The organism is Nocardia sp. NPDC004415 (assembly GCF_053602435.1).
Map to the genome: position 1 here is coordinate 90,505 of NZ_JBSGDP010000003.1, position 18,162 is coordinate 108,666.

At 71.1% G+C, this 18,162-nt stretch carries 18 protein-coding genes; 12 read left to right on the forward strand and 6 right to left on the reverse strand.

Annotated features, from left to right (window positions below):
* Positions 1-93 precede the first annotated feature (93 nt).
* Positions 94-1,788 (forward strand): FAD-binding dehydrogenase, encoded by a 1,695-nt coding sequence (locus tag ACWEMY_RS02465; RefSeq protein WP_452388552.1) that lies wholly within the window; start codon positions 94-96, stop codon positions 1,786-1,788.
* A gap of 1 nt (position 1,789) precedes the next feature.
* On the opposite strand, the gene ACWEMY_RS02470 is transcribed toward ACWEMY_RS02465, so the two are convergent.
* The 3 genes from ACWEMY_RS02470 to ACWEMY_RS02480 all read right to left on the reverse strand — a co-directional run bounded on the left by ACWEMY_RS02470 (position 1,790) and on the right by ACWEMY_RS02480 (position 4,280).
* On the reverse strand, positions 1,790-2,626 hold the full coding sequence (locus ACWEMY_RS02470; RefSeq protein WP_375926855.1) for an IclR family transcriptional regulator: 837 nt from the start codon (positions 2,624-2,626) through the stop codon (positions 1,790-1,792).
* Positions 2,627-2,708: 82 nt separating this feature from the next.
* On the reverse strand, positions 2,709-3,659 hold the full coding sequence (locus ACWEMY_RS02475) for a LysR family transcriptional regulator (protein WP_452388553.1): 951 nt from the start codon (positions 3,657-3,659) through the stop codon (positions 2,709-2,711).
* A gap of 36 nt (positions 3,660-3,695) precedes the next feature.
* Positions 3,696-4,280, reverse strand: coding sequence for a YdcF family protein (locus tag ACWEMY_RS02480; protein ID WP_375926848.1), 585 nt, complete (start codon positions 4,278-4,280; stop codon positions 3,696-3,698).
* A gap of 118 nt (positions 4,281-4,398) precedes the next feature.
* Here ACWEMY_RS02480 and ACWEMY_RS02485 point away from each other — a divergent pair, with 118 nt between their 5' ends.
* Positions 4,399-5,406 (forward strand): YeiH family protein, encoded by a 1,008-nt coding sequence (locus tag ACWEMY_RS02485; protein WP_452388554.1) that lies wholly within the window; start codon positions 4,399-4,401, stop codon positions 5,404-5,406.
* Positions 5,407-5,451: 45 nt separating this feature from the next.
* On the opposite strand, the gene ACWEMY_RS02490 is transcribed toward ACWEMY_RS02485, so the two are convergent.
* A complete protein-coding gene (locus ACWEMY_RS02490; protein ID WP_452388610.1) occupies positions 5,452-7,107 on the reverse strand; it encodes a 2-isopropylmalate synthase in 1,656 nt (551 codons plus the stop codon).
* A gap of 257 nt (positions 7,108-7,364) precedes the next feature.
* Here ACWEMY_RS02490 and ACWEMY_RS02495 point away from each other — a divergent pair, with 257 nt between their 5' ends.
* The 3 genes from ACWEMY_RS02495 to ACWEMY_RS02505 all read left to right on the forward strand — a co-directional run bounded on the left by ACWEMY_RS02495 (position 7,365) and on the right by ACWEMY_RS02505 (position 9,166).
* Complete coding sequence (locus tag ACWEMY_RS02495) at positions 7,365-8,036, forward strand: FadR/GntR family transcriptional regulator (RefSeq protein WP_452388555.1); 672 nt, start codon at positions 7,365-7,367, stop codon at positions 8,034-8,036.
* The gene (locus ACWEMY_RS02500) at positions 8,033-8,818 is read left to right on the forward strand and encodes an ABC transporter ATP-binding protein (RefSeq protein ID WP_452388556.1); all 786 of its coding nucleotides are present in this window, start codon (positions 8,033-8,035) and stop codon (positions 8,816-8,818) included. Before ACWEMY_RS02495 ends, ACWEMY_RS02500 begins: the two co-directional genes overlap by 4 nt.
* A gap of 63 nt (positions 8,819-8,881) precedes the next feature.
* Positions 8,882-9,166, forward strand: a complete 285-nt coding sequence (locus ACWEMY_RS02505; RefSeq protein ID WP_452388557.1) for a hypothetical protein — start codon at positions 8,882-8,884, stop codon at positions 9,164-9,166.
* Here the strand turns inward: ACWEMY_RS02505 and ACWEMY_RS02510 are convergent.
* Together ACWEMY_RS02510 and ACWEMY_RS02515 are read right to left on the reverse strand one after the other, a co-directional pair.
* Positions 9,163-9,651 (reverse strand): hypothetical protein, encoded by a 489-nt coding sequence (locus ACWEMY_RS02510; protein ID WP_452388558.1) that lies wholly within the window; start codon positions 9,649-9,651, stop codon positions 9,163-9,165. The genes ACWEMY_RS02505 and ACWEMY_RS02510 overlap by 4 nt on opposite strands.
* Positions 9,652-9,710: 59 nt before the next feature.
* On the reverse strand, positions 9,711-10,364 hold the full coding sequence (locus tag ACWEMY_RS02515) for an HAD family hydrolase (RefSeq protein WP_452388559.1): 654 nt from the start codon (positions 10,362-10,364) through the stop codon (positions 9,711-9,713).
* Positions 10,365-10,442: 78 nt separating this feature from the next.
* On the opposite strand from ACWEMY_RS02515, the gene ACWEMY_RS02520 reads away from it, so the two are divergent.
* The 7 genes from ACWEMY_RS02520 (at position 10,443) to ACWEMY_RS02550 (ending at position 18,063) form a co-directional block, all read left to right on the forward strand.
* Positions 10,443-11,117: a PaaI family thioesterase gene (locus ACWEMY_RS02520; protein WP_452388560.1), complete on the forward strand. Its 675-nt coding sequence runs from the start codon at positions 10,443-10,445 to the stop codon at positions 11,115-11,117.
* Positions 11,118-11,311: 194 nt separating this feature from the next.
* The gene (locus ACWEMY_RS02525) at positions 11,312-12,079 is read left to right on the forward strand and encodes a GntR family transcriptional regulator (protein ID WP_452388561.1); all 768 of its coding nucleotides are present in this window, start codon (positions 11,312-11,314) and stop codon (positions 12,077-12,079) included.
* Positions 12,080-12,307: a 4Fe-4S dicluster domain-containing protein gene (locus tag ACWEMY_RS02530; protein WP_278262063.1), complete on the forward strand. Its 228-nt coding sequence runs from the start codon at positions 12,080-12,082 to the stop codon at positions 12,305-12,307. It abuts the gene before it with no gap.
* Between the two features lie 20 nt (positions 12,308-12,327).
* A complete protein-coding gene (locus tag ACWEMY_RS02535; RefSeq protein WP_452388562.1) occupies positions 12,328-13,752 on the forward strand; it encodes an ABC transporter substrate-binding protein in 1,425 nt (474 codons plus the stop codon).
* Positions 13,749-14,600, forward strand: a complete 852-nt coding sequence (locus tag ACWEMY_RS02540; protein ID WP_452388563.1) for an ABC transporter permease — start codon at positions 13,749-13,751, stop codon at positions 14,598-14,600. The genes ACWEMY_RS02535 and ACWEMY_RS02540 overlap by 4 nt, the downstream gene beginning before the upstream one ends.
* On the forward strand, positions 14,597-15,337 hold the full coding sequence (locus ACWEMY_RS02545) for an ABC transporter ATP-binding protein (RefSeq protein WP_452388564.1): 741 nt from the start codon (positions 14,597-14,599) through the stop codon (positions 15,335-15,337). The genes ACWEMY_RS02540 and ACWEMY_RS02545 overlap by 4 nt, the downstream gene beginning before the upstream one ends.
* Entirely contained in the window at positions 15,334-18,063 is a 2,730-nt protein-coding gene (locus tag ACWEMY_RS02550) for a fumarate reductase/succinate dehydrogenase flavoprotein subunit (protein WP_452388565.1), read from the forward strand. Before ACWEMY_RS02545 ends, ACWEMY_RS02550 begins: the two co-directional genes overlap by 4 nt.
* The last annotated feature ends 99 nt before the right edge of the window (positions 18,064-18,162 follow it).

Genomic DNA, 18,162 nt, shown 5'->3' on the forward strand with positions numbered 1-18,162 from the left:
ATCGTGGGCCTTTCCTCGACGAAACATCGCTGGTCAGGGCGTTTTCCAGGACTTCTCCCCTACCCCCGACCCACCAATGCTACGTTCCAGGGCATGTCGAGCACAGCGCCTGATCCGCTAGCAGATTTCACTCCCGACGCGATTGTCGTCGGCGCCGGGCTCGCGGGCCTGGTCGCCACCCACGAACTCGTCCTGGCCGGACGCAAGGTCCTGGTGCTCGACCAGGAGAATCGCGCCAATCTCGGTGGGCAGGCGTTCTGGTCGCTGGGCGGGCTGTTCTTCGTCGACAGCCCCGAGCAGCGCAGGCTGGGGATCAAGGACTCCTACGAGCTGGCCCTGCAGGACTGGCTGGGTTCGGCCGGGTTCGATCGCGAGGACGAGGACCGGATGGCCAGGCAGTGGGCGCGGGCCTATGTGCGTTTCGCCACCGACGAGAAGCGGGACTACCTGCACGCCTTGGGTTTACGGGTCACTCCCCTGGTCGGCTGGGCCGAGCGTGGCGGCGGGCTGGCCGACGGGCACGGCAACTCGGTGCCGCGGTTCCATCTCACCTGGGGCACCGGTCCCGAGGTGCTGCGCGTCTTCCTCGAACCGGTGCTCGTGGGTGAGGCGAAAGGTCTGGTGCGCTTCGCTTTCCGGCACCGGGTCGACGAGCTGGTCGTCACCGACGGTGCCGTCACCGGGGTCCGTGGCAGCGTGCTCGCCGACAGCGACACCGAGCGCGGTGTCGCGTCGAACCGGGATGTGGTGGGCGAGTTCGACTTCCACGCCCCCGCGGTGCTGGTGAGCTCGGGCGGGATCGGCCACGCGCACGAGCTGATCCGCCGCAACTGGCCCACCGAACGGCTGGGCCCGTGCCCGGAGACGATGATCTCCGGTGTCCCCGCCTATGTGGACGGCCGGATGCTCGGGATCTCCGAGGCGGTCGGTGCCTCGCTGGTCAACCGGGACCGGATGTGGCATTACACCGAGGGCATCAACAACTGGGACCCGGTCTGGCCCGACCACGCCATCCGGATCATTCCCGGCCCGTCCTCGCTGTGGTTCGACGCCGACGGCATCCGGATGCCCGCACCGTGTTTCCCCGGTTTCGACACCAACGAGACCATGCGCCGGATCCTGTCGACCGGGCACGACTACTCCTGGTTCGTGCTCAACCAGACGATCATCGAGAAGGAGTTCGCGCTGTCGGGATCGGAGCAGAACCCCGACATCACCGGCAAGGACCTCAAACTCACGCTGCGCAGCCGCGTCGCCAAGGGCGCGCCGGGCCCGGTGGAGGCGTTCAAGCAGCACGGGGTGGACTTCGTCGTCGCCGACACGCTGGCCGAACTCGTCGACGGGATGAACGCGATCGCGCGCGGCCCGCGGCTCGACGCCGCCGATCTCGAACGCCAGATCGTCGCGCGCGACCGGGAGGTGCGCAATCCCTACACCAAGGACGCGCAGATGGCCGCGATCCACAACGCCCGCAAGTACTTCGGTGACAAGGCGGGCCGGGTGGCCAAGCCGCACCGGATTCTCGACCCGGCCGAGGGCCCGCTGATCGCGGTACGGCTCAACGTCCTGACCCGCAAGACGCTCGGTGGCTTGCAGACCGATCTCGATTCACAGGTGCTGCGCCCCGACGGGTCGGCCTTCCCCGGGCTCTACGCCGCGGGCGAGGTCGCCGGATTCGGCGGCGGCGGCGTGCACGGTTACAACGCGCTCGAGGGCACGTTCCTCGGGGGATGCATCTTCTCCGGCCGGGCGGCCGGGCGCGCGATGGCGAAGGCGCCGCGCGGCTGAGTCAGGGCAGGGGGCGGCCGTGCCGGGGTGCCAGGGTGCGGGCCGCCTCCTTGGCGACCTCGGCCAGCGCGCGGGCCAGGCGGGCGGTGTCGAGCGCGCTGCGGTCGCCGTGCACGGTGCCCGACAGCGAGATCGCGGCCACGGCCACCCCGCGACCACGGATCGGCACCGCCACGCAACCGACGCCGGGCAGCGATTCCTCGGTGTCCACGGCCACGCCCTGACGGTTGCGGATGCGGGTCAGCTCGCGATGCAGTTCGGCGCGGTCGACAATGGTGCGCGCGGTCCTGGGCACGGTGTTGCCGCGCAGTGACGCCTCGGCGATCCCGGGTTCCAGCGTGGCCAGCAGCGCCTTGCCGACCGCCGTACAGTGCGCGGGCAGCCTGCCGCCCACGCGGGTCGGGATGGCGACCCGGCTGCGTCCGCCGGAGCGGTCGAGGAAGAGCACCTCGCGCCCGTCGAGCACGGCCAGGTGCCCGATCAGCCCGGTGCGCTGGCTCAACTCGTAGAGCAGTGGGCCGACCACTTCGCGCAGCTCGTTCTGCTCGGCGGCCAGCCCGCCCAGTTCGAGCACACGCAGGCCCAGCCGGTAGCCGCCCGGGGTGTGGGCGAGCCAGCGCAGGCGGATCATCTGATCGAGGATGCGGTGCACGGTGGAGCGCGGCAGCCCGGTGCGTTCGGCCAGGCCGAGCAGCGTCAGCGTGGGGGTGGTGGCGTCGAACGCGTCGAGGATGAGCGTCATCCGCTCGATCATCGACGTCGGCGGCGCGCCGGTCGCGCGGCCCGATCCGGTCCACAGGTCCTCCGGCGCCGGCTCGGTCACGATCTCGACCGTCATTGATCCAACCTCCACAGTGCGTAGCGCTATCAGACTAGAGCCGTCGGCTCCGCTTCTGCACCATTTCGCTGTACCGACCGGTTCACCGGGGCGATTCGGACCTTTCCGGCGCCTGCGATCGGGCCGATTCCAGGCGCGCGGCCCGCTCGACGAGCAGTTCGGCCGGACCCGACGGTGGGGTGTTGCGCCGCCAGATCGCGCGGAACTTGCGTGTCAGCCGGGCGCTGTCGGCCGAGGGGATCTCGATCAGGGCGCCGGAGGCCAGATCGGGCGCGGCGATCAGCTTGCTGAGCACAGCGGGTGCCATCCCGGTGCGGGCGGCGGCGACGATCGCGGCCGCCGAGCCCAGTTCGGCGGCGGGTCCGGCCGGTGCGCCCGCGGTGCTGAGCAGATCCCAGACGGTGTCGCGGGTCCCGGAGCCGGGCTCGCGCCACAGCAGCGCGGTGCCCGCGAGTTCGCCGAGCGTCACGGGGGTGGCCCGGCGCGCCCAGGGGTGCTCGGGCGCCACGACCACGACCAGGTCGTCGGTGCCGAGGACCCGGCTGCCCAGACCCGCGGGCGGATGCGGGCCCTCCACGAAGCCCAGGTCGGCGCCACCGTCGCGGACCAGCGCCGCGACCTGGGTGGAGTTCTCCACCTCGAGCGCGATCACCACCTCGGGATGTTCGGCGCGCAGCGCGGCCAGCCAGTGCGGAATGCGATGGTCGGCAATGGTTTTCGAGGCGGCGATGCGCAGCCGCGGTGCCTGTTCGGCGCGCAGCCTGCCGACGTCGTCGAGCAGGTCGCCGACCGCGGCCAGCACGGTGCGCGCGTGAGCGACGACCGACTGTCCGGCATCGGTGAGTTCGGAGCCGGTCGGGCCGCGGTCGAGCAGCTTGACCCGAAGGCGCCGTTCGAGCGCGCTGATCCGCATGCTCGCGGCGGGCTGGCTGATGCCGTGCCTGCGGGCGGCGGCGCCCAGGCTGCCCAGTTCGGCCACGGTCACCAGGAGGGCGAGGACCTCGAGGTCGGGGGTTCCGGGCGGCAGGGTCATGCGCCGATTATGGGTGACACCCGCGCGGGTGCCACATCAGGCGCCGGTGCGGCGCTGGATGTCCTTGACGACGCCGTAGACGGCGATGAGCGGTTTGAGCGGCATCCACTCGCCGAATCGGTAGTCGCGCCCGCGGACCAGGCGTGGCGCCAGTTCCGGGCTCTGCTCGATCAGGTAGCGGCGGGCGGTCTCGGCGTGGGTGGGCAGGGAGACGATCTTGATCCGGTCGACGTCCTTGACCAGCGGTAGCGCGAAAGCGATGTTCTCCCAGGTGGATCGGCTGGCGTCGTCGAGGGCGAGCTCGCCGCGGTAGCCGCGCTCCTCGGTCGCGTAGCGCGCCATCAGCGCGGCCTCGCTCACCGGTCCGGCGCAGGCGCCGCCGCACAGGACCAGCCGCGATTCCGGGGCGGCGGGGTCGATCGAGCGCAGTCCGGCACGGACCCGCCAGCGGTTCATCGCGTTGGCCCGCGGGCCGGTGTCGCGATACCCGAGGACGACCACGGCTTCGGTGCCCGTGGGGACCTCGCCCACGAACCGGCGCGAGGCGCGCCAGTTGGCCCACTCGCCCCAGAGCATCAGTCCGATTCCGGCGCCGACGGTCAGCCGGGTTGCTCTCCGCACCGTTCCAGGAAAGCACATCCGGGCACGCCGACGCGGCCGCGAAGCCATAAGCAACACTTATGAGCACCTCCGAAAGCGGCCTCTACCTCGGAATCTTCGGCTCGTCGAAGGTGGAGGGGTGAATCGCGCACGCACCCTCGCTCCCGGTCTCGTCCTCGCCGCCCTGCTGGCCACCGTGGCCACGCCGGTGGGCTCGGCGCTGCCGACGGTCGGGGTGCCGGTGCTGGCGCTGGCCGCCGGGGCGGCGGCGGGGATGGTGCTGCGGCGCACGCGCGGGGCCGAGGCGGTGGTCGATCCGGGGCTCGATCTCGCCCGGCAGCGGCTGCTCGGCGTGGCGATCGTGCTGCTCGGTCTCGGGTTGCCGGTGGGTTCGGTCCTGAGCGTCGGGCGTGAGACCGCGATCGTGCTGATCGGCACGCTGCTGGTCGGCGCGGTGGCCGCCTTCGTGGTGGGGCGGATGCTGGCGGTCGACCGGGAATCGGCGACGCTGGTGGCCGTCGGCACGACCATCTGCGGCGCGTCGGCCATCGCCGCGGCCACCGCGGTGCTGCGGCCGGATCGGCAGCGGGTGGCCTACGCGCTGGGCACCATCTTCGTCTTCAATGTGGCGGCGGTACTGATCTATCCGCCGCTGGGCCGCGCGCTGGGTATGTCGCAGGAGGCGTTCGGGCTGTGGGCGGGCACGGCCATCAACGACACGTCCTCGGTGCTGGCGGCGGGTGTCGTCTTCGGCACGGGCGCGGCGCATTTCGCGGTGATCGTGAAGCTGGTGCGCAGCCTGGCCATCGTCCCGCTGTGCCTGGGCCTGCATCTGGGGCGTCGTCGGCTGGCGGCGGAGACGGGCGCGCCGGAGGGCTCGCTGCGTCAGGCGTTCCCGCTGTTCGTCGTGTTGTTCCTCGCTGCCTCGGTGGTCGCGGGTCTGGGCGTCCTGCCGCCCGCCCTGACCCAGCCGTTGGGGACGGTCAGTGGCTGGCTCATAGCCGTCGTCCTGGCCGCCATCGGCACCTCGCTCAGCGTCGACCGGCTGCGGACCGCCGGGGCCCGTCCCCTGCTGCTGGGTGGGTCGCTCGGCCTGGTTCTCGGGCTGTCGAGTCTGGCTCTGATGTATGCCACCGGCTGGTGGTGAGCGGGCCCCGGGGCGACCGCGTGGGTGGCCGCCCCGGGTGCCCCGCTAGGCGTTGACGGCGTTCATCACCGCCGCGAGGGAGGCGGCCACCACCGAGTTGTCGCGGCCGAAGGCCCAGCCGGAGCGGGTGGGCGTGCGGTATTCGAGGTAGCTCGCGGCCGTGGCCGCGGCGCCTTCCTCGAGAGAGTGCTGGGTCAGGCCCAGAATCTCGACAGGATGACCCACTGCGGCGAGCGCGGCGATGAGGGCTTCGACCGGGCCGGTGCCGTGGTGGACGGACCGCTGTTCGCCGCCGTCCACGTCGAGGGTGATCTCGGTGCTGTCGCCGGTGATCCGCCACTGCCGCAGGGTGATGCGCGGATCGCGTGCCGTGTAGGACTCCTCGAAGAGGGTGTACAGCTCCTTCGCGGTGATCTCGGCGCCGGTGTCGTCGGTGTGTGCCTGGACGCGCCGGGCGAGGTCGATCTGCAGGCGGCGCGGCAGTTCCAGGCCGTAGCCGGTGTGCAGCAGGTAGGCGATGCCGCCCTTGCCGGACTGGGAGTTGACCCGGATGACCGCGTCGTAGGAGCGGCCGATGTCGGCGGGGTCGATCGGCAGATACGGGACCTGCCACGGCACCTCACGCTCGGGCAGGTTCGCCGCGGCGGCGCGGGCACGGTGCTCGGCCATGCCCTTGCGGATGGCGTCCTGGTGGGTGCCGGAGAACGCGGTGTGCACGAGATCGCCCACATACGGGTGGCGTTCGTGCACGGGCAGGCGGGTGCAGTATTCGACGGTGCGGCGGATCTCGTCGATATCGGAGAAGTCGATCATCGGGTCCACGCCCTGCGCGTGCAGGTTCAGCGCCAGGGTGGCGATGTCGACATTGCCGGTGCGTTCGCCGTTGCCGAACACACACCCCTCCACCCGCTGCGCGCCCGCCAGCACGGCCAGTTCGGCACAGGCGATGCCGGTCCCCCGGTCGTTGTGCGGATGCACCGACAGGATCACGCCGTCGCGCCGGGCCAGATTCCGGTGCATGTATTCGATCTGGTCGGCGTACACGTTGGGCGTCGCGGCCTCCACGGTGGCGGGCAGGTTCAGCGTCACAGGACGTTGCGGGCGCGCCTCCCACAGTGCGGTGACGGCGTCGCAGATCTCCAGCGCGAAGTCGGGTTCGGTCAGGTTGAAGACCTCCGGCGAGAACTGGAAGCGCACATTCGGCCACCCACCGGCCAGGTCCAGCACGTCCCGGGCTCCGGCGAGGATCAGCTCGCGCAGCTGGGCGCGGTCCTTGCCCAGGACGACCTCGCGCCAGACCGGCGCGGTGGCGGTGTAGAGGTGGATCACCACCTCGTTGGTGATGCCGCGCACCGATTCCACGGTGCGTTCGATGAGATCCCTGCGGGCCGGGGTGAACACGACGACGGTGACATCCGGCGGTGCGATATCAGTATCGGCCAGCAAGCGCACGAAGTCGAAATCGGTCTGCGAGGCCGAGGGATAGCCGACCTCGATCTCCTTGTAGCCCATGGCGACCAGCAGTTCGAAGAACCGGCGCTTACGGACCGGGTCCATCGGTTCGGCCAGGGCCTGATTGCCGTCGCGCAGGTCGACGGGCACCCACAGTGGCGCCTCGGTGATCCGGGCGGCGGGCCAGTCCCGTGGTGTGGCCGGGATTTCCACGCGCCGATGGATGTCGCGATAGCGATGCGACGGCATGGCCGAACCGCGCTGGCGATTCCAGGCGTGCGGGCCCACGGCGCCGACGGGGGTCGAGAGGGTGGGGAAGGTACTCATGACAGGTGCTCTGCTTCCTGGCCGCGACGGGCCACGAGACGACGGCGACCGGCCACGACGAAGCCCCACGGCGGGGCGGCCGGTCGGTCAGGCCCCGCCGTGGCGGCCGAGGAGCAGCAACACGGTCATGATGGGTACACTTCTACCACAACTCCTCAGACAAGTAGAGAGGTATTCGGGTGGTATCGCAGGTACGGCGTCAGCCGCTGGCCGCTCAGGCGGCCGAACTCCTGCTCGCGCGGATCCGCGCGGGCGAATGGCCGCTGGGTCACCGATTACCCGGCGAGACGCTGCTCGCCGCCCAGCTGGGCGTCGGCCGCTCGACGCTGCGCGAGGCCATCCGGGAGCTCGCGGGCAAGGGCGTGCTCGACAGCAGGCAGGGCGCGGGCGTGTTCGTCACCGCGCTCGACGTGACCGAGGACTGGGATGTCGTGCTGCGTGGGGCGACCATCGCCGCCGTGATCGAGGCGCGCATCGCCATCGAGGCCGAGGCCGCCGCCCTGGCCGCGCAACGCCGCACCCCGGCCGACGTGCGGGCCATCCGCCGGGCCCTGGCCGGTCGCCGCGCCGAGGGACAGACGGTGGCCGAACACGTCGACGCCGACATGGCCTTCCACCGGGCGGTGATCGTCGCCGCGCACAACCCCGTGCTCACCCAGCTGTTCGACAGTTTCCTGCCGCGGCTGCGCCTGGCCATGATCGACATGCTCGCCCTGCGCCCGGTCGCCTCCGAGGACGCCGACCACGCCGCGCACGAACAGCTCGCCCAGGCCGTCGCCGACCGGAATCCCACGGCGGCAGCCGAATTCAGCCGCGCCCACCTGTCCGCCCTGAAGGAGGCTTTCGCATGACCGGCGTCCCGGTGATCGAACTCGACGAGGTGACCTTCCGCCGCGACGGTAAGAAGATCATCAACGGCATCTCGCTGACCGTGCGGGCCGGCGAACACTGGGCGCTGCTCGGCCCCAACGGCGCGGGCAAGAGCACGCTGCTCGGTTTCTGCGGCGCGGTCACCTTCCCGACCAGCGGTGTGGTCCGGGTGCTCGGTGAGCAGTTCGGGCGGGTGGAGCTGGCCCGGCTGCGCCGCTCGATCGGGCACGTGAACCCGCGCCACGCCCTGCAGCATCCGCTGTCGGTGCGCGAGGTCGTCCTCACCGGCATCACCGGCACCAACGACCTCCCGATGCGCTGGACACCCACCTCCGATGATCTCGCGCGCACCGACGCGCTCATCGACACCCTCGGCCTGTCCGGCAAGGCCGGGGATCGCTGGCCGACCCTGTCGCAGGGCGAACGCGGGCGGGCACTCATCGCCCGCGCCCTGATCAGCGACCCGAAGGTGCTGCTGCTCGACGAGCCGTCCACCGGTCTCGACCTGGCCGCGCGCGAGCAGTTGCTCAGCACCGTCGACACCCTCGACCGCACCCATCCCGAGGTCGCCTCGATCCTGGTGACCCACCATCTCGAGGAGCTGCCCAGCAGCACCACCCACGCCCTGCTCATCGCGGGCGGCCACACCGTCGCCGCAGGTCCGGCGGGGGAAGTGATCACCACCGAGCACGTCTCCACGGCCTTCGACCACCCCATCGAGGTGCGCCGGGACGAGGGCCGCTGGAGCGCGCGAGCCCGCTGACGCCCGCGCCGGGAGCGTTAGGATCGCAGGACATCACATGTTCGGATCGAGCAGGAGGATGTCATGCGAATCGTGCACCGGATCGCCGCCACCGCGGGCGTGGCCGCCGCGCTCACCCTGGCCACCACGGGCCTCGCGGCCGCCCAGGAGCCGGAACCACCGTCGTCACCGCTGGTGAAGTTCATCGAGTCCTGGCCGCCCGCCCCCGCGGGCTGCGATCGCTACTGGGACCCGATCGAGGAGGCCGTCGAGGATTCCGTCCCGACCTGGGCCGAGGCCGAGTTCGACGCCTTCGACGACTGGTGCGAGGGCGTCGAGGATGTCGCCGCCGCCCCGCTCCCCGGCTAGCCGAGCTCGAACCGCTCGTCGTCGAAGTCGGCGCCCAGTAGTTCGTCGGCCCTGGCGAGGGCGCGGTCGAGTTCGCCGGTGACCGAGTCCATGACCGACAGGCCGTCGAGCATCTCGGTCAGCTCGGCGCGCAGGGCGTCGAGTTCGCCGAGGCTGGGATCGACGGTGGTCCAGGCGACGGTGTCGCGCCACCAGCGGTCCCGCTGGATCCACGACCAGACGACATCGCGCACGAGCAGGGCGTCGGTGGTGAACAGTTGCCGCTGCTCGGCGCCCTCGGTGTGCTCCACCTCGTAGGTACCGTCGTCGAGGTAGCGGGCCTGGATGCGCTCGGCGTCGGAGCGGGTGAGCAGCAGGAACGGGTGGTCCGGCGCCGGATCGGCCGGTCCGGCGCCGGGCGCGAACGGGTCGACGACGCGGGGCGCGTCGGCACCGTCACCGACGCGCACGATGACCTCGGGCCGGTCCACCTGCTCAGCAGCCATCGGGCCAGTCTGCCGGATACCGGCCGCACGGGCACACCGATCCGCCGCGGGCGCGACGGTCAGGCGCCGGTGACGACCTCGGGGGTGAGCTGGTCGAGGTTGTCGAGAACCACATCGGCCTCGGCCAGCGCGTCGTGTTCGGGCGGGAACTCCGGGCGGGGCACCGCGATCACCCGCAGACCCGCGGTGTGGGCGGAGCGCAGGCCGTTGGTGGAGTCCTCGACGGCCGTACAGGTGTCGGGGTCGGCGCCGAGGCGCTGGGCGATGGTGAGATACACGTCCGGGGCGGGCTTGCCGCGACCCACCTCCTCGGTCGACAGAATCGCCGAGAAATGCTCCAGCAGGCCGGTTTTCGCGAGTACCAGGTCGATCAGCGAACGCGGCGAGGAGCTGGCGAGGCCGAGTTTCCACTGGCCCGCACAGCGCCGCACCGCCTCGACGGCGCCGGGCAGCAGCGGGACGTGGTGGGCGTAGTGGTCGGCCATCAGGTCGACCACCTTGGTGGAGATGTCCTCGAGCGGCATGGCCACGCCCAGGTCGTCACTCATGTAGGCGGCCCAGTCGGTGGTGCTCATCCCCATCATCCTGCGCTGCGAATCCGGTTGCCACCGGCCACCTTTGAGCTCGACGTACTCCCGCTTGACCTGCTCCCAGACCGGCTCGGAATCGATGAGCACCCCGTCCATGTCGAACACAACCGCCGCGATACCCATGCGCTCAGCCTTTCGCCGTTGCCGTACGTACAGACCTGCTCGGTGATAGGGACCAGCCTAAGCGATAACGTGTTGCATATGGACGATACACAGGCTGCCAACGCGCTGCCGGACGCCGAGCACCACGAGGGCGGGTTCCGGCCGGTGGCCGACCTGATCCAGCAGCGCAAGGAGCGCGGGCTGGACCTGACCGTCGGCGGCCCGCACTACGGCGAACTGGTCGAGCAGGCCCGCGACCTCATGGACCGCATTCGCCTGATCAGTCCGTCCGACGAGCTGGCCAAGGAGGCCATCGCCACGCTCGAGCAGCTCAATGCCCGCCTGGACGCGGCGGTCGTGGACGAGTGGTCCTCGCCCAGCTGGACCCGCACGGATCTGCCCGCGCGCGGCAACATCACCCTGCCGCCCTACACCGTGAACAGCGCCGATGTCGACGGCGTCACGGTGACACTGACCTTCCGCACCTTCCACCTGGGTGGCAACAACGCCGCGCACGGCGGGCACATCGCGCTGGCCTTCGACGACGTCCTCGGCATGACCGCGGCCGTGCACACCCACGCGGTGACGCGCACCGCCTCGCTGACCGTGGACTACCGCTCGATCACGCCGCTGAACAAGGAACTGACCGTGCGCGGCTGGACCGAGCGCGTGGAGGGCCGCAAGGTGTATCTGCGCGCGACCCTGCACGACGGCGAGCGGCTCTGTGCCGAGGCGCACGGCCTGTTCATCATGTTGCAGCCCGGCCAGCCCTGAGAAAACCCGTGCGGGCGACAATTCGATCGGCCTGATCCTAATGTCGCCCGCACCGGCCGGGGTGGCGCAATAGCCGCGCATGACCGCATCCACGCAGGTCGTCCGCCGGGCCACCCGGCGTAGAAACATCCGCTGATTCCGGCGCCCGCTCGCGCGGGAATCCGGTCCCGAAATGGCCACTATCGTCGCTGTTCATGCAGGTCAGCGAGAAAACGGCAGCCACACCGATCCGTGGCCAGCGTGCCGATCGGGCGCGCCGGGTGGCCGACATCCTGCGCCACCAGATCCTGGCGGGCGCGGTGGAGGGCACCCTGCCCGGTGAGCAGCAGCTCGCCGCCGAGCACGGCACCTCCCGCAACACCGTGCGCGAGGCCCTGGCGCTGTTGCGCGACGAGGGACTCATCGATCGCGCGCCCAAGGTCGGCACCCGGGTGGCCGCGCGCAAGTTCGATCACGGCCTCGACGCCCTGCTGGGCCTGCAGGAGACCCTCAAGGAACACGGCACCGTCCGCAACGAAGTGCGGGCCGCCACCACCGTCACGGCTCCCCCGGCCGTCGCGCGCCGCCTCGAGCTGGCGCCCGGTGAGCGCGTGGTCTACATCGAGCGGCTGCGGTTCCTGGCCGACCTGCCGCTGAGCCTGGACCTGACCTATCTGGCCCCCGATATCGGCGCCGAGGTGCTCGCCCACGATCTCGAGACCACCGATGTCTTCGTGCTGCTCGAACAGGTCACCGGGCAGTCGCTCGGCGCGGCCGACCTCGCGCTGGAAGCGGTGGCCGCCGACCCGCACACCGCCACCACCCTCGACACCCCGGCCGGCGCGCCGCTGCTCATGCTCGAGCGCCTGACCCACCTCGACGACGGCAGACCCGTCGACCTCGAGTACATCCGCCTGCGCGGTGACCGCATCACCATGCGCGGCAGCCTCACCCGCAGCGCCCCCGAATGGAAGGTCCTCTAGATGGCTCTGGTCCCCCAGCGCGCCGACGTCCCGGTGACGGTCGACGAATCGCTGTGCATCACCGGCTGCACCCTGTGCGTGGACATGTGCCCGCTCGATTCCCTTGCCATCCACGAGGATTCGGGCAAGGCCTACATGCACGTCGACGAGTGCTGGTACTGCGGGCCGTGCGCGGCGCGCTGCCCCACCGGTGCCGTCACCGTCAACATGCCCTATCTGCTCCGCTGAACCACACCGGGAATCCTCGCATGAAGCTCACTCGTCTCGTCCCCGTCGCGCTGGCCGTGGCCCTCGCCGCCGCGGGCTGCTCCCTCGAGAGCAGCGATGCCGCGCCCGAGGGGACCGTGAAGGTCGTCGTCGGCTATCAGTCCAAGACCATCAACACCGTCACCGCAGGCACCCTGCTGCGCGCCCAGGGCTACCTGGAGCAGCGGTTGCAGCAGCTCACCGACGCGGGCGGCGCGAAGTACCAGGTGGAGTGGCAGGACTACGACACCGGCGCGCCGATCACCGCGCAGATGGTGGCGGAGAAGATCGACATCGGTTCGATGGGCGACTACCCGCTGCTGATCAACGGTTCGCGCACCCAGGCCAACGAGCGCGCCCGCACCGAGCTGGTGTCGATCACCGGCTACAACCCCAAGGGCGCGCTGAACATGGTGGTGGTGCCCAATGATTCGCCCGCCCGCTCGCTGTCGGATCTGGCAGGCCAGAAGATCTCGGCCAGTGTGGGTTCGGCCGGGCACGGCACCCTGGTGCAGGCGCTGACCCGCGCCGGGATCGATCCGGCCAAGGGGGTGGAGGTCCTCAACCAGCAGCCCCAGGTCGGGGCGACAGCGCTGGAATCGCATCAGGTGGGCGCGCTCTCGCAGTTCGTGGCCTGGCCGGGTCTGCTGGTGCAGCAGAACAAGGCCAAGCTGCTCTACGACGGCGCCGAGCTGAACGTGCCGACCTTCCACGGCGTGGTCGCCCGCCGCGCCTACGCCGCCGATCATCCCGAGGTGCTCCAGGCGTTCCTGGCCGCGCAGCTCGACGCGACCGCGTTCCTCAACGAGAAGCCGTTCGAGGCGGCCGATATCGTCGCGAAGGGCTCGGGGCTGCCGCAGGAGGTGGTGTACCTCTACAACGGTCCCGGCGGCACCAGCTTCGACACCACGCTCAAGCCGAGCCTGATCGCCGCGTTCAAGGACGACGTCAATTATCTGAAGTCCATCGGCGACTTCGCCGAACTCGACATCGACGGCTTCGTCCAGGACGGTCCGCTGCGCGAGGCCTACACGGGCCGCGGCGATTACGACGCCGATCTGGCCTCGGGAACCAACCCGAGCAAGGTCACCGGGACCGACCCGGTGTGCGGGGTGCCGGTCACCGATCCGGCGCTGGCCGGTGAGGTGTGGGTGGACGGCGCCGACAAGCCGCAGCCCGCGGCGAACCCCGCCTGCCTGCTGCGCGCGGTGCAGGCCGCCGAAGCGGCGGGCAAGACCGTGCGCGCGGTCTACCTGCCCGACGCCGAGCTGGGTACCCGCTGGTTCGCCGACAAGGCGGTCTGGCTGCGCGACGGCGAGCGCTACCTGCCGTTCACCACACAGGCCGCCGCCGACCGCTACCGTGCCGCGCACGCCGGGGCGACTCCGGTGACCTACCGCCAGGCCGTGACGGAGGTCCGCGGATGACCGCGGTATCCGACCGCTCCCCGGTCGCGACCGAGCCGACCGCCGAGCCGGAGACCCCCGCCGCGCCGGGCAGGTCGGTGTGGGTGTCCCGGGCCATCCGGATCACCTCGGTGGTGGTGGCCGTCGGGCTGTGGCAGGCGCTCACCGCCGGTGACGTGCGCTTCGGGCTGCGGTTCGACACCTTGCCGACGGTGACCGAGATCGTCGCCGAGTTCGGTGAGCACCTGGGCACCGGCCAGTACTACCTGGATGTGGCGCAGTCGCTGGTGCGCATCGTCACCGGGTTCGGGCTGGCGGCCGTGGTCGGTGTGCTGGCCGGCATCGGCCTGGGTCGCTCGCGGCTGCTGGCCGATGTGTTCGGCCCGCTGGCCGAGCTCATCCGCCCGATCCCGGCGATCGCGCTGGTGCCGGTGGCCATCCTGCTGTTCCCCAGCGACGAGTCCGGCATCGTGTTCATCACCTTCACCGCCTCGCTGTTCCCGGTGCTGGTGAGCACCCGGCACGCCACCCGCGCCCTGCCGACCATCTGGGAGGACGCGGTGCGCACGCTCGGCGCCTCCCGGCGCGAAGTGCTGACCCGGGTGGTCGTGCCCGGCATCCTGCCGGGCGTGTTCAGCGGCCTGTCGGTGGGCATGGGCGTGGCCTGGATCTGCCTCATCTCCGCGGAGATGATCTCCGGGCGCCTCGGCATCGGCTATCGCACCTGGCAGTCCTACACGATCGTGGACTACCCGGCCGTGTTCGTCGGCATGATCACCATCGGCGTCCTCGGCTTCCTCACCTCCGGCATCGTCGAACTGGCAGGCCGCCGGGTCACCCGCTGGCTGCCGAGAGAGGTCGCGTCATGACCACCACCCTCGCCCCCACCGTCTCCGCCGGGATGCGGCTGGACCTGGAATCGGTCCGGATCAGCTACGGCGCCAAGACCGTCGTGCACGATATCGACCTCGCGGTCGCCGCCGGGGAGATCCTCGTGCTGGTCGGCAAATCCGGCTGCGGCAAGTCGACGCTGCTGCGCGCCCTGGCCGGGTTGCGCCTGCCCACCGGCGGCGTCATCCGCGCCGACGACGACACCGTCACCGGGCCCTCGGCCGATCGCGCCCTGGTCTTCCAGGACGACGCGCTGCTGCCGTGGCGCACCGCGCGCACCAATGTCGAACTGGCCCTGCGGCTTCGGGGTGTCCCCCGGGCCGAGCGGGCCACCCGGTCGCGGCGCTGGCTCGACGAGGTCGGGCTCACCGGCTACGCCGACTATCTGCCGCGTGACCTGTCCGGCGGGATGCGTCAGCGGGTGCAGCTGGCGCGCAGCCTGGCCGGGTCGCCGCGCGCGGTGCTCATGGACGAGCCGTTCGGCGCGCTCGACAGCCAGACCCGCACCGAGATGCAGCGCCTGCTGGTCGAGACCTGGCGCGCCCATCCCACCACCATCGTTTTCGTCACCCACGACCTCGACGAGGCCCTGCTGCTCGGCGACCGGATCGCCGTGCTCGGCGCGGGGTCGCTGCGCGCGGTCGTCGAGGTGCCCGAGCCGCGTTCCGCGGTGGACCGCAGCGAGCTGCGCGACCGGATCCTGGAGCTACTGTGAACATTCCCGAGCTGTCCGAACGCGTCCGGCTGGACTGCGATGTGCTCGTCATCGGCGGCGGCACCGCGGGCACCATGGCCGCGCTCACCGCCGCCGAGTCCGGCGCGAACGTGCTGCTGCTGGAGAAGGCGCACGTGCGCCATTCCGGCGCGCTCGCCATGGGAATGGACGGGGTCAACAACGCCGTCATCCCGGGCAAGGCCGAACCGGAGGACTACGTCGCCGAGATCACCCGCGCCAACGACGGCATCGTCGACCAGCGCACGGTGTATCAGACCGCGACCCGCGGTTTCGCGATGGTGCAGCGGCTCGAACGCTACGGCGTGAAGTTCGAGAAGGACGAGTACGGCGAGTACGCGGTGCGCCGGGTGCACCGGTCGGGTTCCTACGTGCTGCCGATGCCCGAGGGCAAGGACGTGAAGAAGGCGCTGTATCGCGTGCTGCGCCAGCGGAAGATGCGCGAGCGGATCCAGATCGAGAACCGGCTGATGCCGGTGCGGGTGCTCACCGAGAACGGGCGCGCGGTGGGTGCCGCCGCCCTCAACACCCGCACCGGCGAGTTCGTCGCCGTGGGCGCCAAGGCGGTGATCCTGGCGACCGGTCCGTGCGGCAGGCTCGGCCTGCCCGCCTCGGGCTATCTGTACGGCACCTACGAGAACCCGACCAATGCCGGGGACGGGTACGCGATGGCGTATCACGCCGGTGCGGAACTGTCCGGGATCGAGTGCTTCCAGATCAATCCGCTGATCAAGGACTACAACGGTCCCGCCTGCGCCTATGTCGCCAATCCGTTCGGTGGCTACCAGGTCAATGCCGAGGGCGAGCGGTTCGTCGACTCCGACTACTGGTCGGGGCAGATGATGGCCGAGGTGAAGCAGGAGATCGAATCCGCGCGCGGGCCCATCTATCTGAAGGTCTCGCATCTGCCCGACGAGACGCTGTCCACGCTCGAATCGATCCTGCACACCACCGAGCGACCCACCCGCGGCACCTTCCACGCCAATCGCGGCCACGACTACCGCACCCACGACATCGAGATGCACATCTCCGAGATCGGTTTGTGCAGTGGACATTCCGCGTCCGGAGTGTGGGTGGACGACAACGCCCGCACCACGGTCCCCGGGCTCTACGCGGCCGGTGACCTGGCGTGCGTACCGCACAACTACATGATCGGCGCGTTCGTCTACGGCGATCTGGCCGGTGCGCACGCGGCCTCGACCCTCGAGGAGGTCACCGCGCCCACCGAGCTGCCCGAGGACCAGCTGGCCGACGCGCACGAACTGATCTACCGGCCGCTGCGCCAGCCCGAGGGCCCGCCGCAGCCGCAGGTGGAATACAAGCTGCGCCGTTTCGTCAACGACTATGTGGCGCCGCCCAAGACCGCCGCCAAGCTGTCGATCGCGGTGGAGACCTTCGAGCGGATGCGCGGGGAGGTCGAGGGCATCGGGGCGTGCACGCCGCACGAGCTGATGCGGGCGGCGGAGGTGTCGTTCATCCGCGACTGCGCCGAGATGGCGGCGCGCAGCTCGCTGACCCGCACCGAATCGCGCTGGGGCCTCTACCACGACCGGGCCGATCTGCCCGACCGCGACGACGCGTCGTGGAACTTCCACCTGAATCTGCGCAAGACCGCCGAGGGCGAGATGGAGTTCGTGAAGCGGTCGGTGGCGCCGTATCTGGTGCCGGTGCCGGGGCTCGACGATGTGCCCTCGGCCGAGCCGATCGTGGAGGTGATCGCCCAGCCGGAGCTGGTCGGTACCCGCGCGCCGCAGCACGACGCGCCCGCGCGCAGTCAGCCGGTGGCGACCACGCCGTCCTCACCCCGGCTCGTCACGCTGCTGGCGCTGGATTCACCTGCGGTCGAGGATGTTTCGAGCTACCTGGCCGATCCCGATCCGGTCGTGCGGGTGGCGGCGCTGTCGGTGCTCACCGAGAACACCCCCGACGGGTTCGCCGACGAGCTGGTGGGCGCGCTCGGTGACGAGGCGGCCTCGGTGCGCCGGGCCGCGACCGAGAGCCTGCGGGAGCTGGTGGAGGTGCTGCCGGGCGCGGGAGCGCTGGCCGGTCATCTCGGCTCGCCCGATCCGCTGGTCCGGGCGACCGTCGTCGACCTGCTGCGGGCGCTGCGTGCCGGTTCGGCCGCCGAATTCCGTGCGGCGCTGAGTGATTCCGACCATCGGGTGCGGATCGAGGCGGTCCGCGCGCTGGTGTCGCTCGACGACGCCGACGCGGTGGCCTCGATCGCCGCGGACCTCAACCGGGAAGTGCGGATCGCCGTCGCCCAGGGCCTCGCCTCCATCGGGACCGGGGGGATCGAGGTGGTCCGGGTGCTCTCCGGTGATCCCGATCCGCTGGTGCGCGCCGCCGCGCTGACCGCCTACGCGGCCTTGGGCCCCGGCGCCGGGGATGTCGTGGACATCGCCGCGGCACTGCGGCATTCCGCGTGGCAGGTGCGCGTCGGCGCGGCGCGGGGGCTGGCGGGTGCCGCGCCGGAGGTGGCCGTCGCGCCGCTGACCGACGCGCTCGCCGACCGGCACCTCGATGTCCGCAAGGCCGCCGTGCTCGCCCTGGCCACCTGGCCGGGGGACGATGCCGCGGTGGACGCGCTGGAAACCGCGGTCGCCGATCCGGACGCCGATGTGCGCGCCTACGCCCGCCGGGCCGTGGTCGCGGCGGGGCGGACCCCGGTCGATCCGGCCAGGATCACCGCGGAAGCCTCCGCGTGAGCACCGCCGGGCGGGGGTCGTGCCGCACCACCGCACGATCCCCGCTCCGCCGGGCGGAGCACGCCGAACAGCACCGGTGCCCCGGCGCGGGTACCGACC